26 protein-coding genes and 1 pseudogene are annotated in these 25,550 nt (G+C 54.7%); 8 read left to right on the top strand and 19 right to left on the bottom strand.

Annotated features, from left to right (window positions below):
* Positions 1-144: 144 nt before the first annotated feature.
* From SPG90_RS02875 to gspC, 12 genes and pseudogenes are all read right to left on the bottom strand, one after another.
* Positions 145-942, bottom strand: a complete 798-nt coding sequence (locus tag SPG90_RS02875; RefSeq protein ID WP_126302818.1) for a prepilin peptidase — start codon at positions 940-942, stop codon at positions 145-147.
* Positions 939-1,424: a type II secretion system protein GspM gene (gene gspM / locus SPG90_RS02870; RefSeq protein WP_126302819.1), complete on the bottom strand. Its 486-nt coding sequence runs from the start codon at positions 1,422-1,424 to the stop codon at positions 939-941. Before gspM ends, SPG90_RS02875 begins: the two co-directional genes overlap by 4 nt.
* A complete protein-coding gene (gene gspL, locus SPG90_RS02865) occupies positions 1,421-2,566 on the bottom strand; it encodes a type II secretion system protein GspL (protein WP_126302820.1) in 1,146 nt (381 codons plus the stop codon). Before gspL ends, gspM begins: the two co-directional genes overlap by 4 nt.
* Before the next feature lie 15 nt (positions 2,567-2,581).
* Positions 2,582-3,601, bottom strand: a complete 1,020-nt coding sequence (gene gspK / locus SPG90_RS02860; RefSeq protein WP_126302821.1) for a type II secretion system minor pseudopilin GspK — start codon at positions 3,599-3,601, stop codon at positions 2,582-2,584.
* Complete coding sequence (gene gspJ, locus SPG90_RS02855) at positions 3,598-4,278, bottom strand: type II secretion system minor pseudopilin GspJ (RefSeq protein ID WP_126302822.1); 681 nt, start codon at positions 4,276-4,278, stop codon at positions 3,598-3,600. The genes gspK and gspJ overlap by 4 nt, the downstream gene beginning before the upstream one ends.
* The gene (gene gspI / locus SPG90_RS02850; RefSeq protein WP_126302823.1) at positions 4,271-4,654 is read right to left on the bottom strand and encodes a type II secretion system minor pseudopilin GspI; all 384 of its coding nucleotides are present in this window, start codon (positions 4,652-4,654) and stop codon (positions 4,271-4,273) included. Before gspI ends, gspJ begins: the two co-directional genes overlap by 8 nt.
* On the bottom strand, positions 4,647-5,132 hold the full coding sequence (gene gspH, locus SPG90_RS02845; RefSeq protein WP_023310954.1) for a type II secretion system minor pseudopilin GspH: 486 nt from the start codon (positions 5,130-5,132) through the stop codon (positions 4,647-4,649). Before gspH ends, gspI begins: the two co-directional genes overlap by 8 nt.
* Complete coding sequence (gene gspG, locus SPG90_RS02840) at positions 5,132-5,581, bottom strand: type II secretion system major pseudopilin GspG (RefSeq protein WP_029739462.1); 450 nt, start codon at positions 5,579-5,581, stop codon at positions 5,132-5,134. The genes gspH and gspG overlap by 1 nt, the downstream gene beginning before the upstream one ends.
* A gap of 2 nt (positions 5,582-5,583) precedes the next feature.
* A complete protein-coding gene (gene gspF / locus SPG90_RS02835) occupies positions 5,584-6,792 on the bottom strand; it encodes a type II secretion system inner membrane protein GspF (RefSeq protein WP_023310952.1) in 1,209 nt (402 codons plus the stop codon).
* Positions 6,792-8,270 (bottom strand): type II secretion system ATPase GspE, encoded by a 1,479-nt coding sequence (gspE, locus tag SPG90_RS02830; RefSeq protein WP_126302824.1) that lies wholly within the window; start codon positions 8,268-8,270, stop codon positions 6,792-6,794. Before gspE ends, gspF begins: the two co-directional genes overlap by 1 nt.
* 12 nt (positions 8,271-8,282) lie before the next feature.
* Positions 8,283-10,208: a type II secretion system secretin GspD gene (gene gspD, locus SPG90_RS02825; RefSeq protein WP_126302825.1), complete on the bottom strand. Its 1,926-nt coding sequence runs from the start codon at positions 10,206-10,208 to the stop codon at positions 8,283-8,285.
* Between the two features lie 14 nt (positions 10,209-10,222).
* A pseudogene (gene gspC / locus SPG90_RS02820) lies at positions 10,223-10,953 on the bottom strand (type II secretion system protein GspC).
* A gap of 299 nt (positions 10,954-11,252) precedes the next feature.
* Here gspC and SPG90_RS02815 point away from each other — a divergent pair.
* Positions 11,253-12,827 carry a peptidoglycan-binding protein gene (locus SPG90_RS02815; protein ID WP_322407904.1) on the top strand — a complete coding sequence of 525 codons (1,575 nt, stop codon included), beginning with the start codon at positions 11,253-11,255 and terminating at the stop codon, positions 12,825-12,827.
* The gene (locus SPG90_RS02810) at positions 12,827-13,441 is read left to right on the top strand and encodes a hypothetical protein (RefSeq protein WP_045403660.1); all 615 of its coding nucleotides are present in this window, start codon (positions 12,827-12,829) and stop codon (positions 13,439-13,441) included. Before SPG90_RS02815 ends, SPG90_RS02810 begins: the two co-directional genes overlap by 1 nt.
* Positions 13,442-13,459: 18 nt before the next feature.
* Here the strand turns inward: SPG90_RS02810 and SPG90_RS02805 are convergent, their stop codons facing one another.
* The 3 genes from SPG90_RS02805 to SPG90_RS02795 form a co-directional block, all read right to left on the bottom strand.
* Positions 13,460-14,083 (bottom strand): helix-turn-helix domain-containing protein, encoded by a 624-nt coding sequence (locus SPG90_RS02805; protein ID WP_045403662.1) that lies wholly within the window; start codon positions 14,081-14,083, stop codon positions 13,460-13,462.
* Positions 14,084-14,342: 259 nt separating this feature from the next.
* Positions 14,343-15,173 (bottom strand): N-acetylmuramoyl-L-alanine amidase, encoded by an 831-nt coding sequence (locus SPG90_RS02800; protein WP_248200873.1) that lies wholly within the window; start codon positions 15,171-15,173, stop codon positions 14,343-14,345.
* Positions 15,170-15,493: a heavy metal-binding domain-containing protein gene (locus tag SPG90_RS02795; protein WP_023310944.1), complete on the bottom strand. Its 324-nt coding sequence runs from the start codon at positions 15,491-15,493 to the stop codon at positions 15,170-15,172. Before SPG90_RS02795 ends, SPG90_RS02800 begins: the two co-directional genes overlap by 4 nt.
* Before the next feature lie 98 nt (positions 15,494-15,591).
* Between SPG90_RS02795 and SPG90_RS02790 the strand changes: the two genes are divergently transcribed.
* The 6 genes from SPG90_RS02790 (at position 15,592) to artJ (ending at position 20,113) form a co-directional block, all read left to right on the top strand.
* Positions 15,592-16,110 carry a lipoprotein gene (locus SPG90_RS02790; protein WP_045403666.1) on the top strand — a complete coding sequence of 173 codons (519 nt, stop codon included), beginning with the start codon at positions 15,592-15,594 and terminating at the stop codon, positions 16,108-16,110.
* A gap of 226 nt (positions 16,111-16,336) precedes the next feature.
* Entirely contained in the window at positions 16,337-17,065 is a 729-nt protein-coding gene (gene artP / locus SPG90_RS02785; protein ID WP_023310942.1) for an arginine ABC transporter ATP-binding protein ArtP, read from the top strand.
* 19 nt (positions 17,066-17,084) lie between these two features.
* A complete protein-coding gene (gene artI / locus SPG90_RS02780) occupies positions 17,085-17,816 on the top strand; it encodes an arginine ABC transporter substrate-binding protein ArtI (protein ID WP_063408075.1) in 732 nt (243 codons plus the stop codon).
* Between the two features lie 6 nt (positions 17,817-17,822).
* Entirely contained in the window at positions 17,823-18,539 is a 717-nt protein-coding gene (artQ, locus tag SPG90_RS02775; protein ID WP_025756069.1) for an arginine ABC transporter permease ArtQ, read from the top strand.
* Positions 18,539-19,207: an arginine ABC transporter permease ArtM gene (gene artM / locus SPG90_RS02770; RefSeq protein ID WP_023310940.1), complete on the top strand. Its 669-nt coding sequence runs from the start codon at positions 18,539-18,541 to the stop codon at positions 19,205-19,207. The genes artQ and artM overlap by 1 nt, the downstream gene beginning before the upstream one ends.
* A 174-nt stretch (positions 19,208-19,381) precedes the next feature.
* Positions 19,382-20,113 (top strand): arginine ABC transporter substrate-binding protein ArtJ, encoded by a 732-nt coding sequence (gene artJ / locus SPG90_RS02765; RefSeq protein ID WP_322407903.1) that lies wholly within the window; start codon positions 19,382-19,384, stop codon positions 20,111-20,113.
* Positions 20,114-20,171: 58 nt separating this feature from the next.
* On the opposite strand, the gene SPG90_RS02760 is transcribed toward artJ, so the two are convergent.
* From SPG90_RS02760 to SPG90_RS02745, 4 genes are all read right to left on the bottom strand, one after another.
* The gene (locus SPG90_RS02760; RefSeq protein WP_045403668.1) at positions 20,172-21,053 is read right to left on the bottom strand and encodes a formylglycine-generating enzyme family protein; all 882 of its coding nucleotides are present in this window, start codon (positions 21,051-21,053) and stop codon (positions 20,172-20,174) included.
* Complete coding sequence (locus SPG90_RS02755; protein WP_052135642.1) at positions 21,050-23,305, bottom strand: hypothetical protein; 2,256 nt, start codon at positions 23,303-23,305, stop codon at positions 21,050-21,052. The genes SPG90_RS02760 and SPG90_RS02755 overlap by 4 nt, the downstream gene beginning before the upstream one ends.
* 61 nt (positions 23,306-23,366) lie before the next feature.
* Positions 23,367-24,836, bottom strand: a complete 1,470-nt coding sequence (locus tag SPG90_RS02750; protein WP_248200871.1) for a sensor histidine kinase — start codon at positions 24,834-24,836, stop codon at positions 23,367-23,369.
* Positions 24,820-25,527 (bottom strand): response regulator transcription factor, encoded by a 708-nt coding sequence (locus SPG90_RS02745; protein ID WP_248200870.1) that lies wholly within the window; start codon positions 25,525-25,527, stop codon positions 24,820-24,822. Before SPG90_RS02745 ends, SPG90_RS02750 begins: the two co-directional genes overlap by 17 nt.
* Positions 25,528-25,550: the final 23 nt, after the last annotated feature.

Raw genomic sequence — 25,550 nt, 5'->3', positions numbered from 1 at the left:
CTTCTTATTATTACGCCGTACTTTCCTCCACTCATAAAACCTTCAACAAATATTTTATTGCGGAGAGGAGAATACAGTGGGGAATTTAATTTTTCCTTTCATTCCCTCAATGAAAAAACTTCAAAAAAAACTTGACTTCATTATTTAAAAGATGAAATGGAGAATTTGATAAATAAAGACAGCCAGCCCGGAAAACGCAATATATGGGCCAAAGGAAATAAGGTTATTTTTATTCTCAAAGGGTTTTAAAAGGCAATTCATAATGATGCCCCCCAGCGCCGCGATCAGCATAATAGAGGGTAACGCCTGCCATCCGCACCACGCGCCTAGCGCCGCCAGCAGCTTAAAATCACCATAGCCTAACCCTTCTCGGCCGCTCAGCAGGCGGAATGCCCAGTAAACCAGCCAGAGCGACAGATATCCCGCCACCGCGCCAAAGATAGCATCGGTCAGCGGTAGCGTCCGGAACAGGGCATGGAACATCAGCCCCGTCCACAGCAGCGGCTGGGTCAGGCAGTCCGGCAGCAGCATATGGCGCGCATCGATCACCGCCAGCGGCAGCAGAAAACTCCACATCACCCACAGCGCGATGAGCGCCGAAAACGACGGTGCCAGCGCGGCGCTGGCGGCGAAAAAGGCAGCGCTACAGACTTCCACCAGCAGCAGTCGCAGCGGAATCGCGCAATGGCAGTGGCGGCAGCGACCGCGCAGCGCACACCAGCTAATGATGGGAATATTTTCCCACGCGCTCAGGGAATGGTGGCATTCCGGACAGTGAGAGGCGGGAAACAGCAGATTGCCTGCCCCCTCTTCTTCCATTACCAGCGGCGGAATACGCTCCGCGACTACGCCCAGGAAACTGCCGAGGATCGCGCCCAGCGCTCCGCTCATCGCGCACAGTCCCGGCAGATTCGCTTGCTGCAACAGCATTAGCGGGTTCATGCGCTTTTCGCCCAGCTCAGCGTAATGTGTGCCTTGACGTCACTCTGACGATCCACCGGCGTTAACGCGAGTTTCTCCAGACGTATACCGGAAGAGACGTTCATCTCACGCAGCCAGTTTTGCAGGGCAGAAATGTTGACGCGCTCGATAACAAAGGTTAGCGACTGCTCTTCCTGACGCACGTCTGTCAACGCGACGTGCACGACTTTGGCACTTTCTTCCACCACGCTGCGCGGATTCGGGGTATTGACTATTCTGGACTGGAGATGGTTTTTATCAATTTCCTGGCGCATCCAGTTCAGCGTCTGCTTCTGCTTAAATAACACGGCCTCGTTATTTTTGATCAGAGTATCGAGCGGCATCATCGCGCCGTAATAAACCATCGCACAGCAGAGTGCCCCGCCCCAGAGTTTAAATAAATTACGCTCGCGTGGACTATAATTTTGCCAGCGGTTTTTTAACTGGGCTATTTGCGTTTTCATTTATAGCTCCCGGTAATAATGGCGGTATAAGGCGCCTCGCCGGAAATTGGCTGCATCGCAAATTCAAAAGTTTCGGCGCTGCGGGCGACAAAATCCTGCAGGGTCTGTTTATCCGTGGATTTCACATTCAACGTCAGCTGATTTTGCGTTTCGTCATATTCCACGTTATTGATCTCCAGAGACGGCAATGACTGCTTGATTTGATTCAGCGCTTCGAGCTGCAGGAAGATCCCTTTCTTCGCCTTGCTGATATTCTGCCCGAAGTAGTACTTCAGGTTGCTGGTCTGGCGCAGGGTCGGGAAATAGTGCTGCGCTACGGTGGTCATCTCACGGTGGATCTCGTTTTGCTGGTGAGTGAGCATCAACGCCATACCTACGCGGGGGCCGATCAGCAGGCCGACGCAAACCAGCGCCGCAGCAGCGAGGGCCGTTTTCGCGTGGCGAAAATGCGGACCGCTGGCGCTGCGCCCGGAAAACTCCCCGTGCAGCATGTTGATACGACAGCCCTGCCACTGGGGCTGGATCAGCACCAGCGGATGCTGCCACGCCAGCAGTTCATCCACCTGTACCTCCTGCGGCACATCGCCATAGCAGCACACCTCACCCGCCGGGCATTTACTCAACAGCAGCGGCAGCAGGACCGCATCGGCTTCGCCAGCGCTGCTGGGGGAAAAACGCAGCCAGTAGCTCTCTTCCAGGCTCACCAGCGTAGTGCCCCCTTCGCTCACCGGCAGCAGCCAGGCATCCGGCAGCGCCTGGACCACCGTGAGCCCCGCCTGAGCGAACAGCTCAAGCCAGTGGCGCAGACGTTCAGCGTCGATGGCCACGGCATCCACTTCTGGCCCCTTTTTGTTCAGCACCGTCCAGTGCAGCGTCTCCACCTCGCCGAGCAATGTCTCTTCCGCCATCCACGAGAACTGCGCCGTCTGGGCTGAAAGTCCTTTTTTCGGCAGGGTAAAATGACGAAAGATCGTCTCGCTCGCCGGCAGCAAAAGGCACACCTGCTGAGAAAGCGGATGGCAGGAAAGTTCGCTCAGTGCGCTCCAGCCCGTCAGATATTCCACCCGATCGTTACCGGATTCACACCACCAAATTTTGCCGTCCTCACGGGTATCGGGACGAATAAAAAGCACCTTTTTCATCATCTTCTACTTATCTTATTCAACCATTCGGTAGCGGCGTTGCCAGGTAACGACCTTGCCCACCTCACTGTCAACGTGAAGCTGGCTGACGACGCGCAGCGTTAAATCATCGGTATTGCCGGTTGTATCCACCCGAAAATAGCGACTGTTGACCGCAACCCTGTCCTGGATCTGCGCCAGGATATCTTTGGTCTGCGGATAGTTGCTCTCCAGCACTTTGCTGAATGCCTCGAGCGATGCCCACCCCTCCTCCGGGCGTGAATCGATCAGGCGGGCAGCGTCGTCCGTGTTTAACACGCCGGTAAAAACCGCCGCCAGCAGCGGCGCCTGTTCGCGTGTTAAGGTATTCACATTTATGGTGCCATCCGTATCCGGCAAGGCGCACAGCAGCTTGCTGACCTTCGGCCACGCAGCCTGCGGAAAGGCGGGCAGCAGTCTGATTTCGTTGATGGTGCGCATCATTTGATTCGCCGGACCGCGGGCGGGCGTCACGCTCGCCCAGCTATCGACTTCCTGGCCCTGTTTCGCCGTCACGTCGTCGGCGTCAAGATAATCCACCAGCTGCTGGTAAATCTCTTCTGCCGCCAGCGTACCGACGCCACTTTCAGCCAGCAGTTGTTCGATAATCTGCTCTTTGACCGGTTTTTCCGGCAGCGCAGTAGGGTCGGCCGGGGCCGCTGGCGCCGCGTCACCGGCCAGGAGACTATTGACGTTAAAGCAGGTCCGGGCATCCTCCACCTGACTCACCACGGTGTAATTATCCCCGTGGGTTTCCAGCGGCTGCGCCCAGTCACCTTGCGGCGACAGCCCCGCCCCTTCTGAACTGGCCGCTTTATGCAACACGTTTTCCAGTACCTTCTGTTGACGGGCAATGGCCCAGCGCAGCGTCTGCTGGCTGACCTGGTAATGCGTTTTTTGCAGGTGGCGGCAGAACTGCTGACTGATCTTCGCCGCCAGGGCGGACATCATCACCAGCAGGATCAGCACCACCAGCAGCGCCACGCCACGCTCTTTTCGCGCTGTTTTGCCGCTCATGAACTCACTCCTGGATCGACTGCCGTATCGGGCTGCGGGGTTGTTACGGGCTGGGCCGCATTCTCCGCAGCCGGCTGCGTCGGGTCCGCATTCGTCTCTTTTGGCGCGGTCTGGATCTCAGGCATATCGCCGGGAGTGATAAAAACCCAGCGCCAGGTTTCGCCGTTTTCCATGGTCAGATTCAGCTCAACGCCATCAGGCTGATGGGCGATGTCGGTCCATTTTTCCTGCCAGCCTTCGTGCCAGAAGCGCCATTTCATCGCTTTCACATCGCTCAAAATCGGCACTTCTTCCGGCTGCGCGCTGGCGGGACCGTCGATAGCAGCCCAGACGTTGCGCCACAGGCGCTTGTCCTTTAACGTCCAGCGCACCCGCTCCAGCTGCACCTGGCCGCTGATGCCGTTCAGGGTTGTCATTTCCACACCATTCTGCTGCTGAACGAACACCTCGCCGCTGTTGCGCGGCGCGCGCGCCTGCTGCTGGTAAAAGTCACGCGAGAGGAGGTTGTACGTGCGCTGAAGCGCCGTCACTTTTGCCGCCGCCTCGTCGCTGGCCGTCGAGGTGCGCATCGCGCCGTCGAGAGTTTGCCAGGCGAGAATGCTGATCACCGCGAAGATGGCCAGCGCAATCATAATTTCCAGCAGGGTAAAGCCCTGCTGACGCTGCACCTTACTCACGATCCACCTCCGGTTCGGCGAGCTGAAGCGCCACCACCGGTTGCGCATCGCTTGCTTCGTTGTAAACCCGTACCTCATCGGCAAAGGTATTTTCGGCGGTTTTCACCCGCTGGATATGCCAGGTCCAGGTTTGTCCGCCCATGGTTTCGGTACCCACCTGCTCGGCGTCCGGGAAATCGGTCTGAGCCAGCTGCGCTTGCGCCAGCTGATTTTCCGCCACCCAGCCGGCCTGCAGCGTTTCCGACAGGCTGTGGGTAAAGCGCACGTTCAGGGTGACGGAGTTCATCAGCGCCAGCGCCGCGGTGGAGAAAATCACCAGCGCCACCATCACTTCCAGCAGGGTCATCCCCTGCTCTTTGGTTTTGCGTTTAGTCATCGTTTTCCACCACCACGGGAACAGAGCCCTGTGACGTCACGTGAAAGCGCTGCTTTTTATCCAGGCTTTCGAGGCTGAGCGTGAAGCGGCTAAGCTCGCCGTCCGGCAAAAAAATGATTTGCGGTTCATCGTCCAGCGTGGCCGCCAGCGTTCGCGATGAGAGGGAGACATGCATCTCCTCAGGAAACTCGCCGCGGGTGGCGATCCGCCCCGATTTTAACGGTGCCCAGTGGCGCTCTCCGTTATTTACAACCTGCGTCACCAGTTCAAATTCTGACGAGGTCATCACCAGCCCGACAATATTTCCGTCCATTACCGCACGGTCAGAACCATATTCAACGAGGGATTTTAGCTGCTGACCAAATGTATCTGCGCCGCTGCGTGATGGAATGGTGGTGACCACCATCATGGCGCTCAGGGCGAATATCACCAGCGCCACGATAATTTCCAGCAAGGTAAATCCACGTTGCTTATTCATTACTTATCTTTTTTATCAAAAGACCAGTTGCTGATATCGTCGGCAGTATTAGCTTCTGCATCCGGTCCGGCTGAGAAAATATCGACAGCGCCATGCTCACCCGGGCTAACCAGAATATAGTCATTGCCCCACGGGTCCTGCGGCAGGCGGCGAATATAGCCATCGTCACGGTAACCTTTCGGAATGGGCGCAATTTCAGGTTTGGTTACCAGCGCCTGCAACCCCTGCTCGGTGGTCGGATAGCGATGGTTGTCGAGTTTGTACATATCCAGCGAACCTTCCAGCGCCACAATATCGCTGGTCGCTTTCTGAATATCGGCTTTTTCTTTATTGCCCATTAAATTAGGCACGACCATACTGGCCAGCACGCCGAGAATAACGATAACTACCATTAATTCGAGCAGCGTGAACCCCGCCTGACGCTTCAGGCTATTTTTTTTCAAAGACATGATTAACCCACCATATTATTAAGTTGAAGAAGCGGTTGTAATATTGAAAGAACGATAAATAAAACAACGGTCGCCATAGTTACTACCAGTGCCGGTTCAAATACCGACAGCGTTAACGTAATTCGATGCTGTAATGCAGATTCCTGGTTTTCCGCCGCACGATCCATCAACGAGCCCAGCTCGCCGCTCTCCTCCCCGGAGGCCACCATGTAGAGCATGGTGGGTGGGAAAATTCTCGCCTGTTCCAGCGCGTTGTAGAGGGATGCCCCCTGGCGAACGGTGTCCGCTGCCTGCTCAAGCACCTGCCGGGCATAGAGGTTTTCAATCCCGTCCATCGCGATGTACATCCCCTCCAGCAGCGGAACGCTGCTGGCCTGCAAAATACTCAGCGTACGGATGTAGCGCGCGCTGTTGATGGCGCAGACCAGTTTTTTCAGCGGTGACTTTAGCAACAGCCACCGATGATAAACAAACCGGTTCTTTTCTACTTTTATCCAAAATTTAAAGCTCGCCGACGCCCCGAACAGGCCGCCGGCGATAACGATGCCCCAGGCCTGTAGAAAGTCGCTCACCGCAATCAGCGTGCGGGTGGTCACCGGCAGCTCTTGTTTCATGTGGGTGAACTGGTCGATGACCTGCGGCACCACGGCGACCAGCAGAATGGAGATCACCGCGATCGCCACCACCGTCAGGGTGATGGGGTAGACCATCGCCTGGGTGAGCTTGCTTTTCATCTTCTGGCGCTGCTCGTTGTACTCGGCGAGCTTTTCCAGCACGCCACCGAGATGACCGGTCTTTTCACCGGCCATCACCAGGGTGCAGTAGAGCTTATCGAAGCTGCGCGGAAACTGGCTGAAGGCGTCGAACAGCGTGTGACCTTCCACAATCTTGTCGCGGATCTCGGTCACCATCGCCGCCAGGGTTTTATCTTCCGTCTGCTTCGCAATCGCCTTCAGCGCACTCTCCAGCGGCAGCGCGGCATTGACCAGCGTCGCGAGCTGTCGGGTAAACATCGACAGCACCGGAATCGACAGTTTTGCCCCTTTACGGGCGTTTTTTCCCGCCGCCGGATCGCTGGTCGGCGCAATGTTCACTGGCATCAGCTTCTGTTCGCGCAGCATCTGGCGCACCTGCTTTGGCCCTTCGGCCTGAAGGGTGCCGCGCTGGGTTTTCCCCGCAGCGTCCGTTGCGGACCACGCATACCAGGCCATTACGCATCCCCCCCGCGCTCGGCGGTGACGCGCATCACCTCTTCCAGCGAGGTCACGCCGGAGATCACCTTCAGCAGACCGTTTTCACGCAGGCTGTAGGCCTCTTTGAAAAGCTGCGTTTCGATGGACATCTCATCTTTGTCTTCATGGATCGCACGGCGCATGGCGCTGTCGACCACCAGAAATTCATGGATGCCTGCGCGCCCCTGGTAGCCGCTCTGGCGACACTGTTCACAGCCCACGGCGCGATAAATCGCTTTCGGCGGCGTTTCCATAAAGGTGAACAGCGCTTTCTCATTGTCATCCAGCGGACTGGTCGTGCGACAGTGCGGACACAGCCGACGCACCAGACGCTGGGCAATGACGCCAAGTAGCGACGAACCAATTAAAAATGACTCCAGCCCCATATCACGCAGACGGGTAATGGCGCCCGCGGCACTGTTGGTGTGCAGCGTGGACATCACCAGGTGACCGGTGAGCGAGGCCTGTACTGCGATTTGCGCGGTTTCACCGTCACGAATTTCCCCGATCATCACCACGTCCGGGTCCTGGCGCAGAATGGCGCGCAGTCCGCGCGCAAAGGTCATGTCCACGCGAGGGTTGACCTGGGTCTGCCCTACCCCTTCCAGTTCATACTCGATCGGATCTTCCACGGTCAGAATGTTGCGTTCATGGCCGTTAAGCGCCGACAGCAGCGCGTACAGGGTGGTACTTTTCCCCGAACCGGTCGGGCCGGTCACCAGGATGATGCCGTGCGGACGTTCAATCAGTCCCTTTAACTTCACCAGCTCTTCGTCAATCAGACCGAGCTTGTTGATGTCCGGCTTAAGATTGCTTTTGTCCAGCAGACGCATCACCACGCGTTCGCCGTACTGAGACGGAATAGTGGAGACACGAACGTCAATAGCCTTACGACCAATGCGTAGCGAGATACGACCGTCCTGGGGGAGACGTTTTTCGGCGATGTCCAGTTTGGACATCACTTTGATACGCGACACCAGCAGCGGCGCGAGCTTGCGCGCCGGCTGCAGCACCGGACGCAGCACGCCGTCAACGCGAAAACGAATGCTCAGGGTGCGCTCGAAGGTTTCGATATGAATATCGGAGGCCCCCTCTTTCACCGCTTCGCTCATAATGGCGTTGATCAGGCGGATCACCGGCGAGTTCTCGTCGTTATCAAGCAGATCTTCGTTGTCAGGGATCTCCTCGGTTAACGCCATCAGGTCAATATCGGCGTCCATGTCGTCCACCAGCTGCTGCGAGACGCCGCTGTTCTGCTGCCAGATTTTGGTCAGCAGTTCGTCAAACGCGTCCGCCGTCAGGATCGTCGGGACATAGGAGCGCCCCAGCACGCGGCGCATCTCCAGCAGGGCATACGCCTGCGCATCCTCGCGGATATAAACCTCGTCGTTATAGAACAGGACCCCGTTCTCTTTCGCCCAGGTGCTGGTACAGAGCGCATTACTCATCTCGGTCATGTCGCTTGCGCCTTACTCTTTAAACGGGTTGCGGGACAACACCGGCGCACTGGCGCTCACCGGTGCGGCGTGGCTCTGGGACGGATAGGCCGGCAGTATTGGATTGTCCGCATTCTCGATAATACCCAGCTTATGCTCCTCCATACGCTGCTGCTGACGCGCCTGGATCTGGTCATATTTCTCTTTCGACGCCGCGCTGTAGTTGTCGTCGTCGCGCAGTACGGTGGTATGGATAAACACCATCAGGTTACGCTTGGCGCTGTCCTGCGAGGTGTAGCGGAACAGCTGTCCCACCACTGGAATATCGCCCAGCAGCGGCACTTTCGAGACCGACTGTTTGGTGACGTTTTCCATCAGGCCGCCCAGCACCACCGTCTGCCCGCTGTGGACCATCACTTCGTTGTTGATGGTGCGGGTGTTGAACGTTGGGCCCAGGCTGGCATCGGCCGTCGAGGTGTTATCCACGCTGGAAACTTCCTGCTCGATCTTCAGATGGATCATGTCGCCATCGTTGATCTGCGGTACGATTTTCAGCTTCGTACCAACGGTTTTACGTTCCACCGAGTTAAAGACGTTATCGCCGCTGGTGGTCTGCGAACCGGTGAGTACCGGCACGTCCTGACCGACGTTGAACGACGCCTCTTTGTTATCCAGCGTCACCACGCTCGGCGTCGACAGAATGTCGTTTTTACCGTTAGTGGACAGCGCCGTCATCAGCGCGCCAAAGTCGCCGTTAAAGAAACCGGTCGCCAGGCCCGTATAGCTGCCAATGACTTTTGACTTCTTGATCTGGCTGATCGGCAGGCCGGTCGAACCAAACTGAACCCCACCGTGTTTACCGGTCCACTGCACGCCCAGATCAAGACCGTTACCGTCCTGAACTTCGGCGATGATCGCCTCCACCAGCACCTGCGGACGGCGGATATCCAGCTTGTCGATCACTTTTTCCAGCGAATTCATGACGTTTGGCTGGGCGGTGATCACCAGCGAATTGGTAGACTCGTCGGCGGTAATATTCAGGTCACCTGCCATCGGCGCGGCTTTGCTCTTGCCGCCGCCCGCTTTATCTTTCAGTTGCTCGCCGATCCCCGTCAGCACCGGCACTACTTTGCTGGCGTTGGCGTATTTCAGGTAGAAGACGCGGGTGTTGCCCTCGTTGTTCTGCTCGCGATCGAGCTGGGAGATTAGCATCCGGGTGCGCTGACGCGCGTCCGGGCTGCCGCTGATCACCAGGCTGTTGGTTTCGTCGTCGGCGACAACTTTGGTCGCCAGCTGCGGGGCGTTTTGCCCTTTCTGCTCTTCGTTGTTGAGGTTGTTCAACATGTCAGAAAGATCTTTGGCCGAGGCAAAACGCAGCGGCACGATTTCACGGCGCTGGACGCCGCTTTGATCCACACGCTGCACCAGATCCACCAGGCGGTTAACCACCGAGGCTTTGCCGGTTAACAGCAGCACGTTTGACGGTTCAAAATGGACCACGTTGCCGATGCCGGAGGCGTCGTTCAGCTGACGCAGCAGGGGAGCCAGCTCACGTACCGGGACGTTCTCCATCCGCACCACGCGGGTGATGATTTCGTCACCTTTTCCGGGGTTTTTGCTGTCGGCAATCGGTGCGCCCGACATGCGGGCCACCGAAGAGCGCACGACTTTCACCATCCCGTTATCCATCGGAATCACCGACAGACCATAGAGATCCAGCACGCTCAGGAAGAACTGGTAATATTCCTCTTCCGTCAGTACGTTGTAGGTGCGAACCGACACCGTTCCCTGAACGGAAGGATCGACCAGAATGGTTTTATTAAGGTTACGCCCGACGGTATCGATAAATTCGCGGACATCGGTATTTTTAAAACTGGCGCTAAAGTTCGCCGCGAACAGCGAACCTGAATATAACGACAATGCGGTCAGCGCTACGCACGCCCATGGAAATTTCTTCATGTCTGTTACACTTATTAATTGTTTAGAACATTGACCCGAATATTTTCAAGGTGAGCGTGACGCCGAATAGTGACATCCGCTTCTTTCATTTTTGACCAGCGGGCAACGATCTCTTTTGCCTGCGCCTCTTTAGTCATATCCACATCGTCAACTTTTACCACCACATCACCTTTTTCCAGGCCAGCATGGCTGTAGAAAGGAGACGCATTGCGTGGATTAATGTTGTAGCCTTCCAGCTGGCCTTTCTCGATTAATGGTTTTAACACCAGATAATCATCCAGATGCAGATTATCTAACCCTGCATCTTTCTTCGATTTGGTTACCGGGCCGCTGTCAACGCCGCCTTTAAAATAGTCTGGTTTTTTAAGTGAAATAACCTGAGGTGCGCCTTCATAATTCACCACCACATTATCGGGATGAATTTCGGCAATATAGGCATTGTCAAAACCGGCGAGCATTTCGCCCTCGCGATAGCTCTTTTGTCCGGAGGGGGTTTTTATCACCGCAAAGGACAGCCAGGCTTCGTCGCTGTTGAGAATACCTTCGATTTCCGCACTGAGCGGCTTTTTCACTGCCGCTGGCTGTTTCTCTGGCATCACCGCCGGCGTAAAAAGTACAAACTGAGTTTCATCATGACTTTTTTTTGCATCTTCTGCTTTGAATCAGACAATCTGTTCGTCACTTTCTTATAATCTTTATAAACCATATACCCTTGCTGGCCGCAGAAAATAAGCAGCACAAACATGACGCAGGGCATAATCAATTGAGTAACAAATGACATCCGCATTTTTAACGAGCCTTTCTGCCAGTCAGTAATTCACAGCACAGGGCTGTATGAGTGAGTGGCGTAAATACTAATGTGTTTCCTCGCCTCCGCCCATTCACACTTCCGCTAACAATAATTTAGAAAAAGGTTGATCGTTAAATAAACTAATGATAGAGGCGCAGAAAGAATATTTTTATCCTGCATTCAAATTGCCCCTTCCGCCTGTATCCTTTACTTTTCCGTCTCCTTGTTATGAATGAAAGAGACGGTAATACGCTATGTATATGCGCCATTTTAATTTCACTACCCAGCCTTTCCGGACTATAAGCCGGATGCCAGGTGATTTTTTTGTTCCGTATCATCAGGATGTGTTCGGTTTGCTGAAAGAGAAGTGCCAGACAGCAGGCGTTACTGCGCTCTTTAGCGACGACAGCTATCTCATCTCGCAGTTTTGCGATGCGCTTAAAAAGCATGACGGCACGCTGATTGCCATTAACGCCTTCCCGAAACTCAGCGCCAGCGGCATGCTCTATAAACTCAACACCACCACTAAAGAGAGCAAAACCCGGATTCAGGCTATTGATGCTGTGCTGCGTCAGTGGCAGGACGAGATGTTATCCTGCAAAACCACGCGTAAAGTGCTGGTTATTTCGCATATTCAGGCGATGAAAGCGAATTGCCATGACGCACTGTCCATGCTGTTAACCCGCGCGCAGGAGCTGGATGTGCCTCTGTCGGTTGTGCTGATGGGATCGGCCGACCAGGAAGCCGCCCTCCAGCAGTCCGGGTTGCGTGAATCTCTTCATACGCATCACACGCTCCGGCCCCTCACCTGCCGCGAGTCCCTGAGCTATGTTCAGGCCCAGTGTGACGCGCATGGCAGCGACGCGACGCCGTTCACCCCGACCCGCGTGCGCAAAATGCACGCGCTGACCAAAGGACAGACAGGCAAACTCAACGAGCTGGCACACCTCGCCATGCTAGCCGCCTGGACCGAGCGTTCAGCGCAGGTATCGCCTCGCCATCTGCGTCTCGCTGCAGGAGAAGTTCTGCCGGCGAAACCGAAGGGCAAACGCCTTGCCGTTATGGGCCTTTTTGCTTCTGTGCTGTTTGCCGCCTGCGGCTGGACATTGATGCCCGCCATCACCGCCAGACTGCCGGTACAGCTGCCCGTGATGGCCAGCTGGAAACCACAGACGCCAAAAACCGACGCCCCCGTAATGCCGGTTATTGAGAATGAAGTGGTGAATAAGCCCGATGCGATGCATCAGCTCTATACCATGTGGGGTTATGACGCCACGGCGGAAGAGGCGCTCTGCCAGAATGCCGGGCGGGTCAACCTGATGTGTAAGGAGGGCAGCGCGCCGCTTGAAGAGCTGGCGAAAGAGGGTTACCCGTGGATCGGCGAGATCAAAACCGGCGATCACCTGAACTATGCCGTGGTGGCCAGAGTTGATGATAACTCGCTGGATCTGCTGATGAATAATCGCACCTGGCAGGTCAGCCGCAGCTGGTTTAACCAGCATGCAACCGGCAATTACACCCAGTTGCACCGCCTGACGCCGCAGGGTAAAGACACCATCAGTGCGGAAAGTAGCACCAAAGATCTGGGCTGGATGGACCAGCAGCTTAGCCTGGCGCTGAATCTGCCCGAAACCCACGCACAGGTGTGGACGGCCGAACTGATGCAACGTACCCGCGAGTTCCAGCAGAAAATGCATCTGCATGTGGACGGGATTGCGGGCGAAGATACATTGATGCAGTTAATGCGTGAAACCAAAACCACGCCAAGCGTACTTATTCAGTCTGCGAATACATCTGCGACCTCCAGCACACAGGAGAAGCATTCATAATGTCGACGATTACACTGGCTGCCCAGCGCAGCTATACCCTGAACGCGCCGGTCTGGTTTTCTTACCGGCGCCCCTCGCTGAAAAAAGTGTTCTGCGCCTCCCTGATCTGGGTGGTGGGAATAGTGATGACGATCGCCGCAGGACTTTACGCCCATCTCTACTGGGATCTACGCCATCCGGCGCCTGAGCCGATAAAAGCGAGCGCCGTTAAACCAGAAACGCAGCTATCGGATATGCATTATGTCTATGTGAGTAAACCGTTCCCGCAGCCTGAACCAAAACATGAGCCGGTGACAAAAGAGATGCCGCCGCTGCAGGAGATGCCAATTGATAGCAGCGATGCCGACTGGCAGCAGGCGCCTGACGGTGAAATGCCGCATGATATTTCCCGGGATACGTTGCCGGGAGTCGAAGTGAATAGCTCAGCGATACCCAAACAGGATAATACCGAACAGGCCGCTGATGACGGGGCAATAAAGGCATTATTGATGAAGGCGTTAAAAGAGCAGGAAAAAGATTATTCGCAAGGGAAAATGCCCGCGCCTCCCGTGGATGAAACCACGGCAGGAACGCAGGCAAATAACTCACTGAAACATAGTCCCCCTTTCAGTTAAAAAGGGGATGAAAGGAGATTAATATTTTTCCGGCAGCGCCGACAAATACATAAGACGGCCTTTATCAACCTGAATGTAATTACCTTTTTTCAGGTCAGCGAGGATTTTAATAATGGTACTGCGGGCCAGGCTGGTGTATTCCTGAATATAGTCGTAAATATTGATATCGCGCTGATGGTGCACCATCAGTTCGTTAATTTCCAGCAAGAACTCGCGAACAATCGAGTACGCGCTGCGGGCGACCAACACTTCGTCACGCTTGCTGAGCAGGCAAATATACCAGGAAAGGACTTTACTCAAGGCTTCCCACAGGTTTTTTTCGCTCATCAGACGGACAAAATCATCTTTTTTAATGGTGCGCACCACGGTATTTGCACGTACCAGACCGTACATATGCGTTGAATTGTAATAAATAGAGGAGAGACCGAAAATACATTTATTCTGTAAGGTAAACATACAAAGTTCATCCGACTCGCGGCGGAATTCAACCTCACCGCTAATGATAAAATGAATATCTTCGTTACTCTCTGTACTAATACGCTGCCATTTTCGTAAGGTTCTTTCTTCAAAACCTTCAGTTACCGCAATAATGGCGTCGAGTTCATCTTTTGGACGGCTATTTTTACTGTAGATACTTAACATAGTTAGACCTATTAATATTAAGTTGGAAAAGGTGAACGTGTGCAATCACAGCGCATAAATGCGAATTCCATTTAACAAATGTAAGTAACGCTAAGACGTTAGCGTATCAGTATTTCTTATTTGTCGTGCTGATATATTGTCAAACACGTTTGCGAGTAATTTCGACTGAGGAAACTATAAAACATCAACGCGGTGAATGTGATTAAAAAATCAGTCCAAAAGAAGACCGTGTAAAGGTGGAGTCGGGTAACCCGAGGGATTACCCCTGCCCGTAGCGCTCTAACAGCGCCTCCGCGATAGCCAGCGTTTCGCGATCGGCCACGCCGTCCCAGCGCGCCGGGCGAAAATGCATCTGAAACGCGACGATCACGCGCTTCTGCTGTGCGTTCGTCATGTTGTCGGTCACCTCATAGCCGTAGCGCGCCAGCAGATCGAGCAGCACCTTCGGCTCCACAAGCTCATCTCGCGGCTTGCCGTTCAGGTAAAACGCCACCCGCACCGGGTCAGGCCATGCGCCAATCCCCTGCAGCGCCAGCTGACGCCAGGGGAACTGCGGGCCGGGATCGTCTTTGCGCTGCGGGGCGATGTCCGAATGGGCCACCACGTTTTCAGGTCTGATGTTGTAGCGGGTAATAATGTCTCTGGCGAGCGGCACCAACGCCGCAATCTGCGCTGGCTCAAAAGGGGTAAAGTGCTTAACGCCCGACGTTTTTTTCCAGCCGCGGTTCTCCAGCTCAATGCCGACAGACGTATCGTTGATGCGGTTAGTGCCGCGCCAGAAGCTGATGCCCGCATGCCAGGCCAGTTCGCTTTCGGGCACCAGCTGCCAGATGCGCGGCTTACCGTCCGGAGCAGGGGGTTTAGCCGGGATCAAATAGTGAGAGCTGACGTTCTTATCCGTCAGCGTGACCAGCGAGCTGTCAAAGTCATCCGCGGTGTAGTGGATCACCAGCACCTTGATGCGCGGGTAAGCCGCCTGCGCCTGATGGCGCGTGTCCAGCTCGTAGGCGCCTTTGTCGAAAATCCCTTTTTCCGTGACGCATCCTGCCAGCAGCAGAGCCAGCAGGAGCGTGGCAAGCGAACGCGTCATCGGAGGGTTTTCACCGCCGTACCGCTTACGCTCACCATCAGCATGCTGGCATCTTTTCCGACCGTTTCGTAGTCGATATCAATCCCCACGACCGCGTCCGCACCGAGGGCTTCCGCCTGCTCGCCGAGCTCTTTAAAGGCGATTTCACGCGCTTTGCGCAGCTCTTTTTCATATGCGCCCGAGCGGCCGCCAACGATGTCGCGGATACCGGCAAAAAAGTCGCGGAAGATATTGGCGCCGAGAATGGCTTCGCCGGTAACCACACCGCAGTACTCGGTTATTGTCTGCCCTTCCAGGGTTGGGGTTGTTGAAAACTGCATGGTTTCTCTCCTTACTTTAGCGTTCAATGCCTTAGGCACAGCATTATCGGTTCGTTACGCTATGATTGAAAGGATAGTTAATAAATAAGGAAATCAACATGCGCTATTCTGCTTTAACACTTTTGGTGCCCTGCGCGCTGGTGCTCAGCGCCTGTACCACCACGGTCACGCCAGCCTTTAAGGATATCGGTACCCGCAGCGGCCCCTGCATTGAGGGCGGCCCGGACGCCGTGGCGCAGCAGTTCTATGATTATCGCATCCAGCACCGCAGCAACGATCTCACCGGCCTGCGCCCGTATCTGAGCGACGGTCTGGCAAAATTGCTTAACGACGCCACCCGCGATCCTCAGCACAACACATTGCTGAAATCCGATCCGTTCTCCAGCCGTACCACGCTGCCGGACAGCGCTGAAGTAGCCAGCGCGTCAACCATCCCGAACACCGATGCCCGCAATATTCCGCTGCGCGTGAAGCTGACGCAGGGAACCCAAACCTGGCAGGATGAAGTACTGATGATCCGTGAAGGACAGTGCTGGGCGGTAGACGACGTGCGCTACGTTGGCGGTAGCGTTCATGCCCCGGCAGGCACGCTTCGACAGTCGATTGAGAATCGCTAAACCCGCCGATATAACCTGGTAACCCCCGTAAAATGTGCGGCATTTCATGCGGAATGCCGACATTTATACTCGCCGACCTTACCGTTCGCTATTTTGTGCTATGTTTAAGAGGAAACGCGGGTTATATTTAACTTTTAACGCATAAATATTGCATAACTATTCTGTCAACGGTACTATCTGCGGCCTCAATTGCTATAGATTGCCTGGATGAGTAAAGACTGCCCCGATGAGTATTAAACTAAACGGCATTAACTGCTTCTACGGCGCACACCAGGCGCTGTTTGACATCACGCTGAACTGCCCGGAAGGCGAAACGCTGGTTTTGCTTGGCCCAAGCGGTGCAGGCAAAAGCTCCCTTCTGCGCGTCCTTAATCTGCTTGAAATGCCCCGTTCAGGTACGCTGGCAATTGCCGGTAACCATTTTGATTTCGCGAAAACGCCGTCTGATAAAGCGATTCGCGAACTGCGTCAAAACGTCGGCATGGTCTTCCAGCAATACAATCTCTGGCCGCATCTGACCGTCCTGCAAAACCTGATTGAAGCGCCGTGCCGCGTGCTGGGATTAAGTAAGGATCAGGCGATCGCGCGCGCTGAAAAGCTGCTGGATCGTCTGCGCCTTAAGCCCTACAGCGACCGCTACCCGCTGCACCTTTCCGGTGGTCAGCAGCAGCGCGTAGCCATTGCCCGCGCGCTGATGATGGAGCCTGCGGTACTGCTGTTTGATGAGCCAACCGCGGCGCTGGACCCGGAAATTACCGCTCAGATCGTCAGCATCATTCGCGAGCTGGCGGAAACCAATATTACGCAGGTTATCGTCACCCACGAAGTGGAAGTGGCGCGTAAAACCGCCAGCCGTGTGGTCTACATGGAAAACGGGTATATCGTTGAGCAAGGTGATGCGAGCTGCTTCGCGAACCCGCAAACCGATGCCTTCAAAAACTATTTATCTCATTGATTGTGTCAGGGGAAATATAATGAAAAAAGTATTACTTGCCGTGCTGCTTGCTGGCGTTACCCTTTCTGCTACCGCAGCCCAGACCATTCGTTTCGCCACGGAAGCCTCTTACCCTCCGTTTGAGTCGATTGATGCGAACAACAAAATTGTTGGCTTCGACGTGGACCTGGCTAACGCCCTGTGTAAAGAGATCGACGCGACCTGTACCTTCAGCAACCAGGCGTTCGACAGCCTGATCCCAAGCCTGAAGTTCCGCCGTATCGACGCCGTGATGGCCGGTATGGACATCACCCCGGAGCGTGAAAAGCAGGTGCTGTTTACCACCCCTTACTACGACAACTCTGCCCTGTTCATCGGTCAGAAAGGCAAATTCGCCTCTGTCGATCAGCTGAAAGGCAAAAAAGTCGGTGTGCAGAACGGCACCACGCACCAGAAATTCATCATGGATAAACATCCGGAAATCACCACCGTTCCGTATGACAGCTACCAGAACGCGAAGCTGGATCTGCAAAATGGCCGTATCGATGGCGTATTTGGCGATACCGCTGTCGTGACCGAATGGCTGAAAGCCAACGACAAGCTGGCGCCAGTGGGCGACAAAGTGACCGATAAGGATTACTTCGGTACCGGTCTGGGGATTGCCGTTCGTCAGGGCAACACTGAGCTGCAGCAGAAATTCAACGCTGCGCTGGAAAAAGTGAAGAAAGACGGCACCTACGAAACCATCTACAAAAAATGGTTCCAGAAGTAATTCCTGATGAATGAAATTTTTCCTTTAGCAAGCGCCGCCGGGATGACCGTCGGCCTTGCCGTTTGCGCACTGATTATCGGCCTCGTGCTGGCGATGTTCTTTGCGGTGTGGGAATCCGCGAAATGGTTCCCCGTCGCCTGGACAGGCTCCGCGCTGGTCACCGTGCTGCGTGGGCTACCGGAAATTCTGGTGGTCCTGTTTATCTATTTCGGTTCCTCACAGCTGCTGCTCACGCTGTCGGACGGCTTCACCCTTAATCTCGGCTTTGCGCAGATCCCGGTGCAGATGCAGATTGAAAACTTCGACGTCAGCCCGTTCCTGTGCGGCGTGATTGCCCTCTCCCTGCTCTACTCCGCGTACGCGTCGCAAACCCTGCGCGGTGCGCTGAAGGCCGTGCCGCAGGGACAGTGGGAGTCGGGTCAGGCGTTAGGGTTGTCAAAATCCGCCATCTTCTTCCGTCTGGTGATGCCGCAGATGTGGCGTCATGCCCTGCCGGGCCTCGGCAACCAGTGGCTGGTGCTGCTGAAAGATACCGCGCTGGTGAGCCTGATCAGCGTTAACGATCTGATGCTGCAAACCAAAAGCATCGCCACCCGTACCCAGGAGCCGTTTACCTGGTACATTGTGGCGGCGGCAATCTACCTGGTGATCACGTTGCTCAGTCAGTACATCCTCAAGCGTATTGACCTGCGTGCGACGCGCTTTGAACGGAGACCAGGCTGATGCTTGAATATTTCCCCGAGTTGATGAAAGGGCTGCATACCAGCCTGACGCTGACCGTGGCGTCCATTATCGTGGCGCTGATCCTGGCCCTTATCTTCACCATCATCCTGACGCTGAAAACGCCGGTGCTGGTGTGGATTGTGCGCGGCTACATCACCCTGTTTACCGGTACGCCGCTGCTGGTGCAGATCTTCCTGATTTACTACGGCCCGGGCCAGTTCCCGTCGCTGCAGGAATATCCGGTTATCTGGCATCTGCTCTCTGAACCGTGGCTGTGTGCCCTGATTGCCCTTTCGCTTAACAGTGCGGCCTATACCACCCAGCTGTTCTACGGCGCGATCCGCGCCATCCCGGAAGGCCAGTGGCAGTCCTGCGGAGCGCTGGGCATGAGCAAGAAAGACACGCTGGCGATCCTGCTGCCGTACGCCTTTAAGCGCGCGCTCTCCTCCTACTCCAACGAAGTGGTGCTGGTGTTCAAGAGTACCTCCCTGGCCTACACCATCACCCTGATGGAGGTGATGGGTCACGGACAGCTGCTGTATGGACGCACCTATGACGTGATGGTGTTCGGTGCGGCAGGCGTGGTCTATCTGGTGGTTAACGGCCTGTTGACGCTGATGATGCGCCTGATCGAGCGTAAAGCGCTGGCGTTTGAGCGCAGAAATTAACTACGCGAGTGCATAAAACTGTATGCATGAAGCGGGTAACCTGATGGGTTATCCGCTTTTTTTTTACCACACAAACAATACTTAATCATTTTTATTGCATATAAATTCATTAAATGGCATTGTACATCCATGCCGCAGACACGGCGCATAAATAAGACAGACGGGAGCATTACAATGAAAAAGTTAGTTCTGGCCGCATTACTCGCCACCTTCGCCGCTGGCGCATCCGCAGCTGATAAAATCAATTTTGGCGTGTCCGCCACCTATCCGCCGTTTGAATCGCTGGATGCCAGCAACCAGATCGTGGGTTTCGATATCGATCTGGCGAAAGCGCTGTGCAAACAAATGCAGGCCGACTGCACCTTTACCAACCATGCCTTCGACAGCCTGATCCCGTCGCTGAAATTTAAAAAATACGACGCGGTGATCTCCGGAATGGACATCACGCCTGAGCGCAGCAAGCAGGTTGCGTTTACCGACCCGTACTACGCCAACTCGGCGGTCGTGATTGCGAAGAAAGGCGCCTATACCTCTTTCGATCAGCTGAAAGGCAAACGCATCGGGATGGAAAACGGCACCACTCACCAGAAATACCTCCAGGACAAGCATCCGGAAGTGAAAACCGTAGCCTATGACAGCTATCAGAACGCGATTATCGACCTGAAAAATGGCCGCATCGACGGCGTGTTCGGCGATACCGCCGTGGTGAACGAATGGCTGAAAATCAATCCGCAGCTGGGCACCGCAACCGAGAAAGTGACCGATCCGCAGTACTTCGGTACGGGTCTGGGCATCGCGGTACGTCCGGATAACAAGGCCCTGCTGGAAAAACTGAACGGCGCGCTGAAAGCGATTAAAGCGGACGGTACGTATCAGAAAATCAGCGAGCAGTGGTTCCCGCAGTAATCTCAGAATGCTGAGTTAACAATCACCTATAAAAGGCTATGCCAGAGGCGTAGCCTTTTTAATTCGCTAACAGGCTGTTTTCAACACAGCGAAAACCTATTGAGCGCGAGGGAGGCCCCTGAACGGTTTCAGGTCTCATACTTCCTCTGGTAATGGTGTAACCCTCTCCGGCATCTCTGGGTAGTCCCCGGATAACCCGTTTATCACCTTTCTCTGGCCCCTGAGGATCTTGCTCAGGAGAATGACTGTAATAATCCGCCGCATACCAATCTTTGACCCAGTCAGCCCCATTTCCCTGAATATCATATAAACCGAGCGGATTCGGGGCATAATTTCCTACCGGACGGTTTTCCGTAGAGGGGGCGATGTTACGTTTGATGTCATTTTCGTAGTGATACCAGTTATCACTGTTGCCAAAAATCAGGAACTGACCTCGGCTGCGTGCTGCGTACTCCCACTGCGCTTCCGTTGGCAGGTCGGTGTGACGCTTGCTGACTTGACCCAGCCACCGGCAGTAGGCCTGCGCATCCTGCCAGTTAGCCGATGCTGGATAATTATAGCCAAGCGCAATTTTCAGTGAGGCATAATCTGAATCGCTATCATTGGCCGTCTTCCGAAAATAATCGTTCGGCTCCCGCCCCTGGATCTCCAGCCAGCGGTTAAATTCTCCCCACGTCACCCGGTACTTACTGATACGGAAATCAGACAATGTCACCCAGTGAAGCGGTTTATTGTCAGCATCTGCACTGAACGGCAGTTTCTCACCAATGAGAGCACCAAAATCACCCATCTGAAAACGGCCACCTTTCACTGTGACCATATTTTCCAGCGCCCTGTTAACCAGATCTGTCTGCTCAGTCTTCATTTTTTGATCATCCCGGCAGCCAGTCAGCACCAGAGTAATCAGTAATCCTGTCACACCATAGCCTGTATACGTCATGCTGTATCTCCATGCATGGAGTAAATCAGCCGCGTACAGCTATGGAGATACGTCGGCAGCACTTCTCTTAATGGTAAGGTAGACATATTGATGTGCCCTGGAGGGATAGCGGGGGCTTCTGGCAGGTGGAGGTAAAGGTTTCTCAGATTATCGGCATAATGGCTGGGTTCAATCGTGATGTTCCGCGCTGCGGGGACCAACGAACCAGCAAAACCATAGGTTTTGGGTGTCTCACCTTGTGCCAGAAAAGCAATGACCCTTTGTTCATTAATACGCCAGTTACTTTTTTCCTCTCCAGGCATTTTTGAAAGATGCTGCATTACATTTTCATATTCTCGCTGCGACTGTACCCAGCGAAGAGCATAAATAATGGCTCGTTTACGAGCGCTAAAAACAGCTCCGCCCTCACAGGTCGTCTCTTCATGACTCACTGGACTGGCGACATTATCCCAAAGGTTTGTATCAATCAGTGCAGCAATGGCTGCGCCTTTGCTCTCCGGCGGAGTAAACTTTAAACAATCTCCTTTTGTATTCAGTATGTTAGTCATCAGCGCCACGCGGGATTCTTTTTTATCCCAACTTTTTTTAAGTTCAGCGGCTATATTTCCCCCAGCATCAATCACACGATTGATCCCATACATCCCCACTAGTAACGGAATGGCGCAGAAAGCATAATAATCGTCCGCCATCATAATCTGCATCAGCCGGATATAATCCGCATTTCGCAGCATATAGGTCAGGCAGGGCATAAACTCAGACATGATTGCGGGACCGTCAACCTCAAAGCTCATCGAGCCTTTCCCCCCCGTCCCCCAGCACAACCCGCCGCCAACCTCTATACGCACCTTACCATCTTGCCATCTGAACTTAAGCTGCCCGCTAAGACCGCCACCAGCCTGAGCAGCCACCCCCACCCCAACCTTCGCCAACGTACTGTATTTTTCGTCGTGATCAGGATTGAGCCAGACCAGTGCACCAGACACATTCGCCCCAGCTTCTGCCCCGACAAATACGCCTAGCTCCGCCCCACCGCCTAAGGGCATATGCCCTTCTTTAGTAACGTCTATCTGCCGCCAAAATCCGTAACCCTCATCCGGCATAGCTTTTACAGGCAACCCTTTTGCCCGATCGCCAGTAATATTGACCCCCGCCTCTATACCCAGACTTGCCCCAACGCTCCCCGACAATGTCAGCTCAATATCAAAACGGAATGTACCGAGTATCCCCATTCCTCCACCGGGAATTTTCGCCGGATCTAACGGATAGCAAATTTTTACGCCGACATTACCCGGAAGGTGAAGCCTGCCGCTGCTTTTTGCCTCTGCAAGCGCAAGGTTGGCGTAAAAGCTGGTCTTACCGTGCAGCTCTGCTTTTGGCTTGTATTGTCCGGTGCGGATATCAATTTCGAACGGATTCAATAACCCCTTCATGCTCGCGCCATACGCCCAACGTAATAGCTGAGCCTGTGCATCAAATGCCATGCCAGAACCTTCATAAGGTGAATGTTTCAGGCTTCGGTTAAATTCTTGTGCCCATACGCTCCAGACGCCAGAGTTATCATCGAGCAGTTTCACTTCCCACGCTTTCATTGACGGCTTCAGTTTTGCTAGTTGTCCTTTTAGCTTTTCCGGGTCGATTTCATGGCGGGTATGGTTCTGGCCATCTTTGTCGGTATATTCAACCGCCCTTAAAAAGCTCTTACCGCCGCTTTTCTTTTCCGCGCTGTTCAATCTGTATCGGCGCCAGTGGCTACGAATTTTATTTGAGCGGACGTAGACATATTTGGTTCCGTTTTTCCCACCCATTACGTCTATAAGTTCCATCAGCCCAAGTGCGTTCTTTTTGCTATTTTCATCCAGTAATGTTGCGGCAGGGAGGTTTTCTGTAGGGGTCAATGCTGCAAGTTCGGCCCGTAAGGTCTGACAGGCTTCATCAAGATGTCGATACTCATCCTTCAACAGATTCTGAAAGCGATTACGCTCTGGTACATCGACCCAGCCCAGAGTAGTGACGTCTTTCTGGAGTTGCTCAATACGCTGTAACGCATCCGCTCTCTGCGCCAGGCAGTGAGTGAGTCGGTTACTTTCCTGCTCAAGTTCGTTCCAGTCGCATTGGTCAACTGCCAAAAGGGTTTCACTGTCGGGATGAAAATAAAGACGGGGATAAGAGGGGACAACGACTTCTTTGCAGACCCCGCCTGGGCGTGTCATCACGCTGTAGCATCCATCCCAGGGTATGACTTTTACAGTCATCACTAAATCCTTTTAGTTTGAGCGGTTATTCTCCTCTATCATACTTCCAACGAACACCATCTCAAAGCGGTACATAAAAACGAAAAATCGCTCCCTTTTGTGCCTCCATCAGCTTTATTCCGCCGCCGTGCAGCTCCAGCATACGTTTAACGATTAACAGCCCCAACCCGCCGCGATTCTCCCGCGATGCCTGGGTATTCAATGCCGACGGCCGCTGGAACAGATCGTCGCGCAGCGAGGAGTCCACGCCCGTTCCGCTGTCAGCCACTTCGACCTGAAGCCGTTCATTCTCCTGCCAGACCGCCAGACGAATTTCCCCACCAGATGGCGTATGGCGCATCGCGTTATCGAGCAGGTTGGTCACCACGCGTTCGATCATCGACACGTCGGCGTTAATCAGCGGCAGCGGTCCCGGCACGTCAATATGCAGATTCACTTCTCGTGTGCGGGCGGTGAGCTCAAACTTCTGCGCCACGTCGGAAATCAGCTCCCCCATCGCGAAACGCTCGCGCTGCGGCTTAATGCCGCCGTGCTCAAGGCGCGCCAGCTCGAACAGCTGCTGCGAAAGATGACGGACTTTTTGTCCCTGACGCAGCGCGGTGGCGAGATACTGCTGGTGCTCCTGCGGCGTCAGCGTGGCGGCTTTTAGCGACAGGGTTTCCAGATAGCCCAGCAGCGAGGTCAGCGGCGTACGGAGATCGTGCGAAATGTTAGCGATAAACTCCCGGCGCTGGCGATCGCTGTCGGCCAGCTGGTCCCACTGGCGGGTGATTTTGCGCGCCAGCTCGATAAAGCTGTTGCGCAGGATCGCCACTTCATCCTTTGCCGCCGCGTCCGATGGCTGCGCCGCCAGCTGTCTGATAGCGCTGATGCTGTCCTGCTCCAGCCCGGCGAGCTCCACCGTCAGCTGTTTTACCGGGCGCGTGACCCAGTACCAGATCAGTAAACCTGCCAGCAGGCCAAACAGCGCGACCCACAGCAATGACCACAGCACCGTGCTCCACAGCGCCTTATGCCAGGCCATTTCCGCCAGGGCGTTTGACTCCTCGCCCTGCAAAATAATGTACAGGTAGCCCTTAAGCTCGCCGTCCTGCCGCAGCGGCGTGGCGCTAAAGACCTTTTTATTTTGACTGCGAGGATCGTCGCCCAGGATCGGTATGGCGGTACCGCTCAGGAAGGTCTGAACCGGGGCCAGATCGATTTTTTGTCGCTGAATGTGGCCCGGCGGTGCGGCATCGGCCAGGATATCGCCGTCCGGGGAGACAACATACAGCTCAACGCTCGGATTAAAGGTCATCAGCCGATCGAACAGCGGCTTGAGAGCCCTTCGGTCGACCCTGCCCTGCGCGTCCAGAATCGGTTCACGCTGGACTATCTGCTGCGCCAGCCCGCCCGACAGCCGCTGCACCATCGCGTTACCGTACTGAGTACTGGTGTAGAGCTGTACAGCGCAGGCGACGGTGGCGCAGAGCATCATCAGCAGGATGAACAGCAGCGTCAGACGCTGACTCAGGCTAAAGCGGCGCATCATGATTTGGCTCCGCAAATTTATAGCCCTTGCCCCAGACGGTGCGAATAATCTCCGGCTCGGCGGCGTCCTTCTCAATCTTGATGCGCAGGCGGTTGATATGGGTGTTAACGGTATGCTCATAGCCTTCGTGCTGATAGCCCCAGACCTGCTCCAGCAGCGCCAGACGCGAAAAGACCTCGCCAGGATGACGGGCAAAGAAGTAGAGCAGCTCGAATTCACGCGGAGTGAGATCCACCACCTGGCCGTGAAGCAGCACGCTGCGCGCCAGCGGATCGATGGTCAGACCGTGGGCCTGAATTTGACCGTCGGTTTGCACCTGCCCCATCGCCTGCTGGCGGCGGAACAGCGCTTTGATGCGCGCAATGAGTTCCTGCACCGAGAACGGCTTAGCCAGATAATCATCGGCGCCGGTTTCCAGCCCGGTAATGCGGTCGGTCTCGCTGCTGCGGGCGCTGATGATGATCACCGGCAGGTAGCGCGTCATCTGACGGATACGGCGGCAAATCTCCAGACCGTCAACGCTGGGCAGCATCAGGTCGAGGATCACCGCATCCCACGGCTGTTTTTCAAGACGCAGTAAGGCCTTGCCCCCGTCGGGCTCGTGGGTGATGGCATGGCCTTCGTCTTCTAAATTGAGTCGCAGAAGCGCCGCGATATCATGGTCGTCTTCCACCAGCAGGATCTGCTTCATGGGTAAGCCTTCAATCATTTCTT

It is taken from the genome of Enterobacter sp. D2, from assembly GCF_034427575.1.
Classification (GTDB): domain Bacteria; phylum Pseudomonadota; class Gammaproteobacteria; order Enterobacterales; family Enterobacteriaceae; genus Enterobacter; species Enterobacter cloacae_M.
Note: the sequence above shows the minus strand (reverse complement) of the source record. Positions and strands in the feature narration are given on the sequence as shown.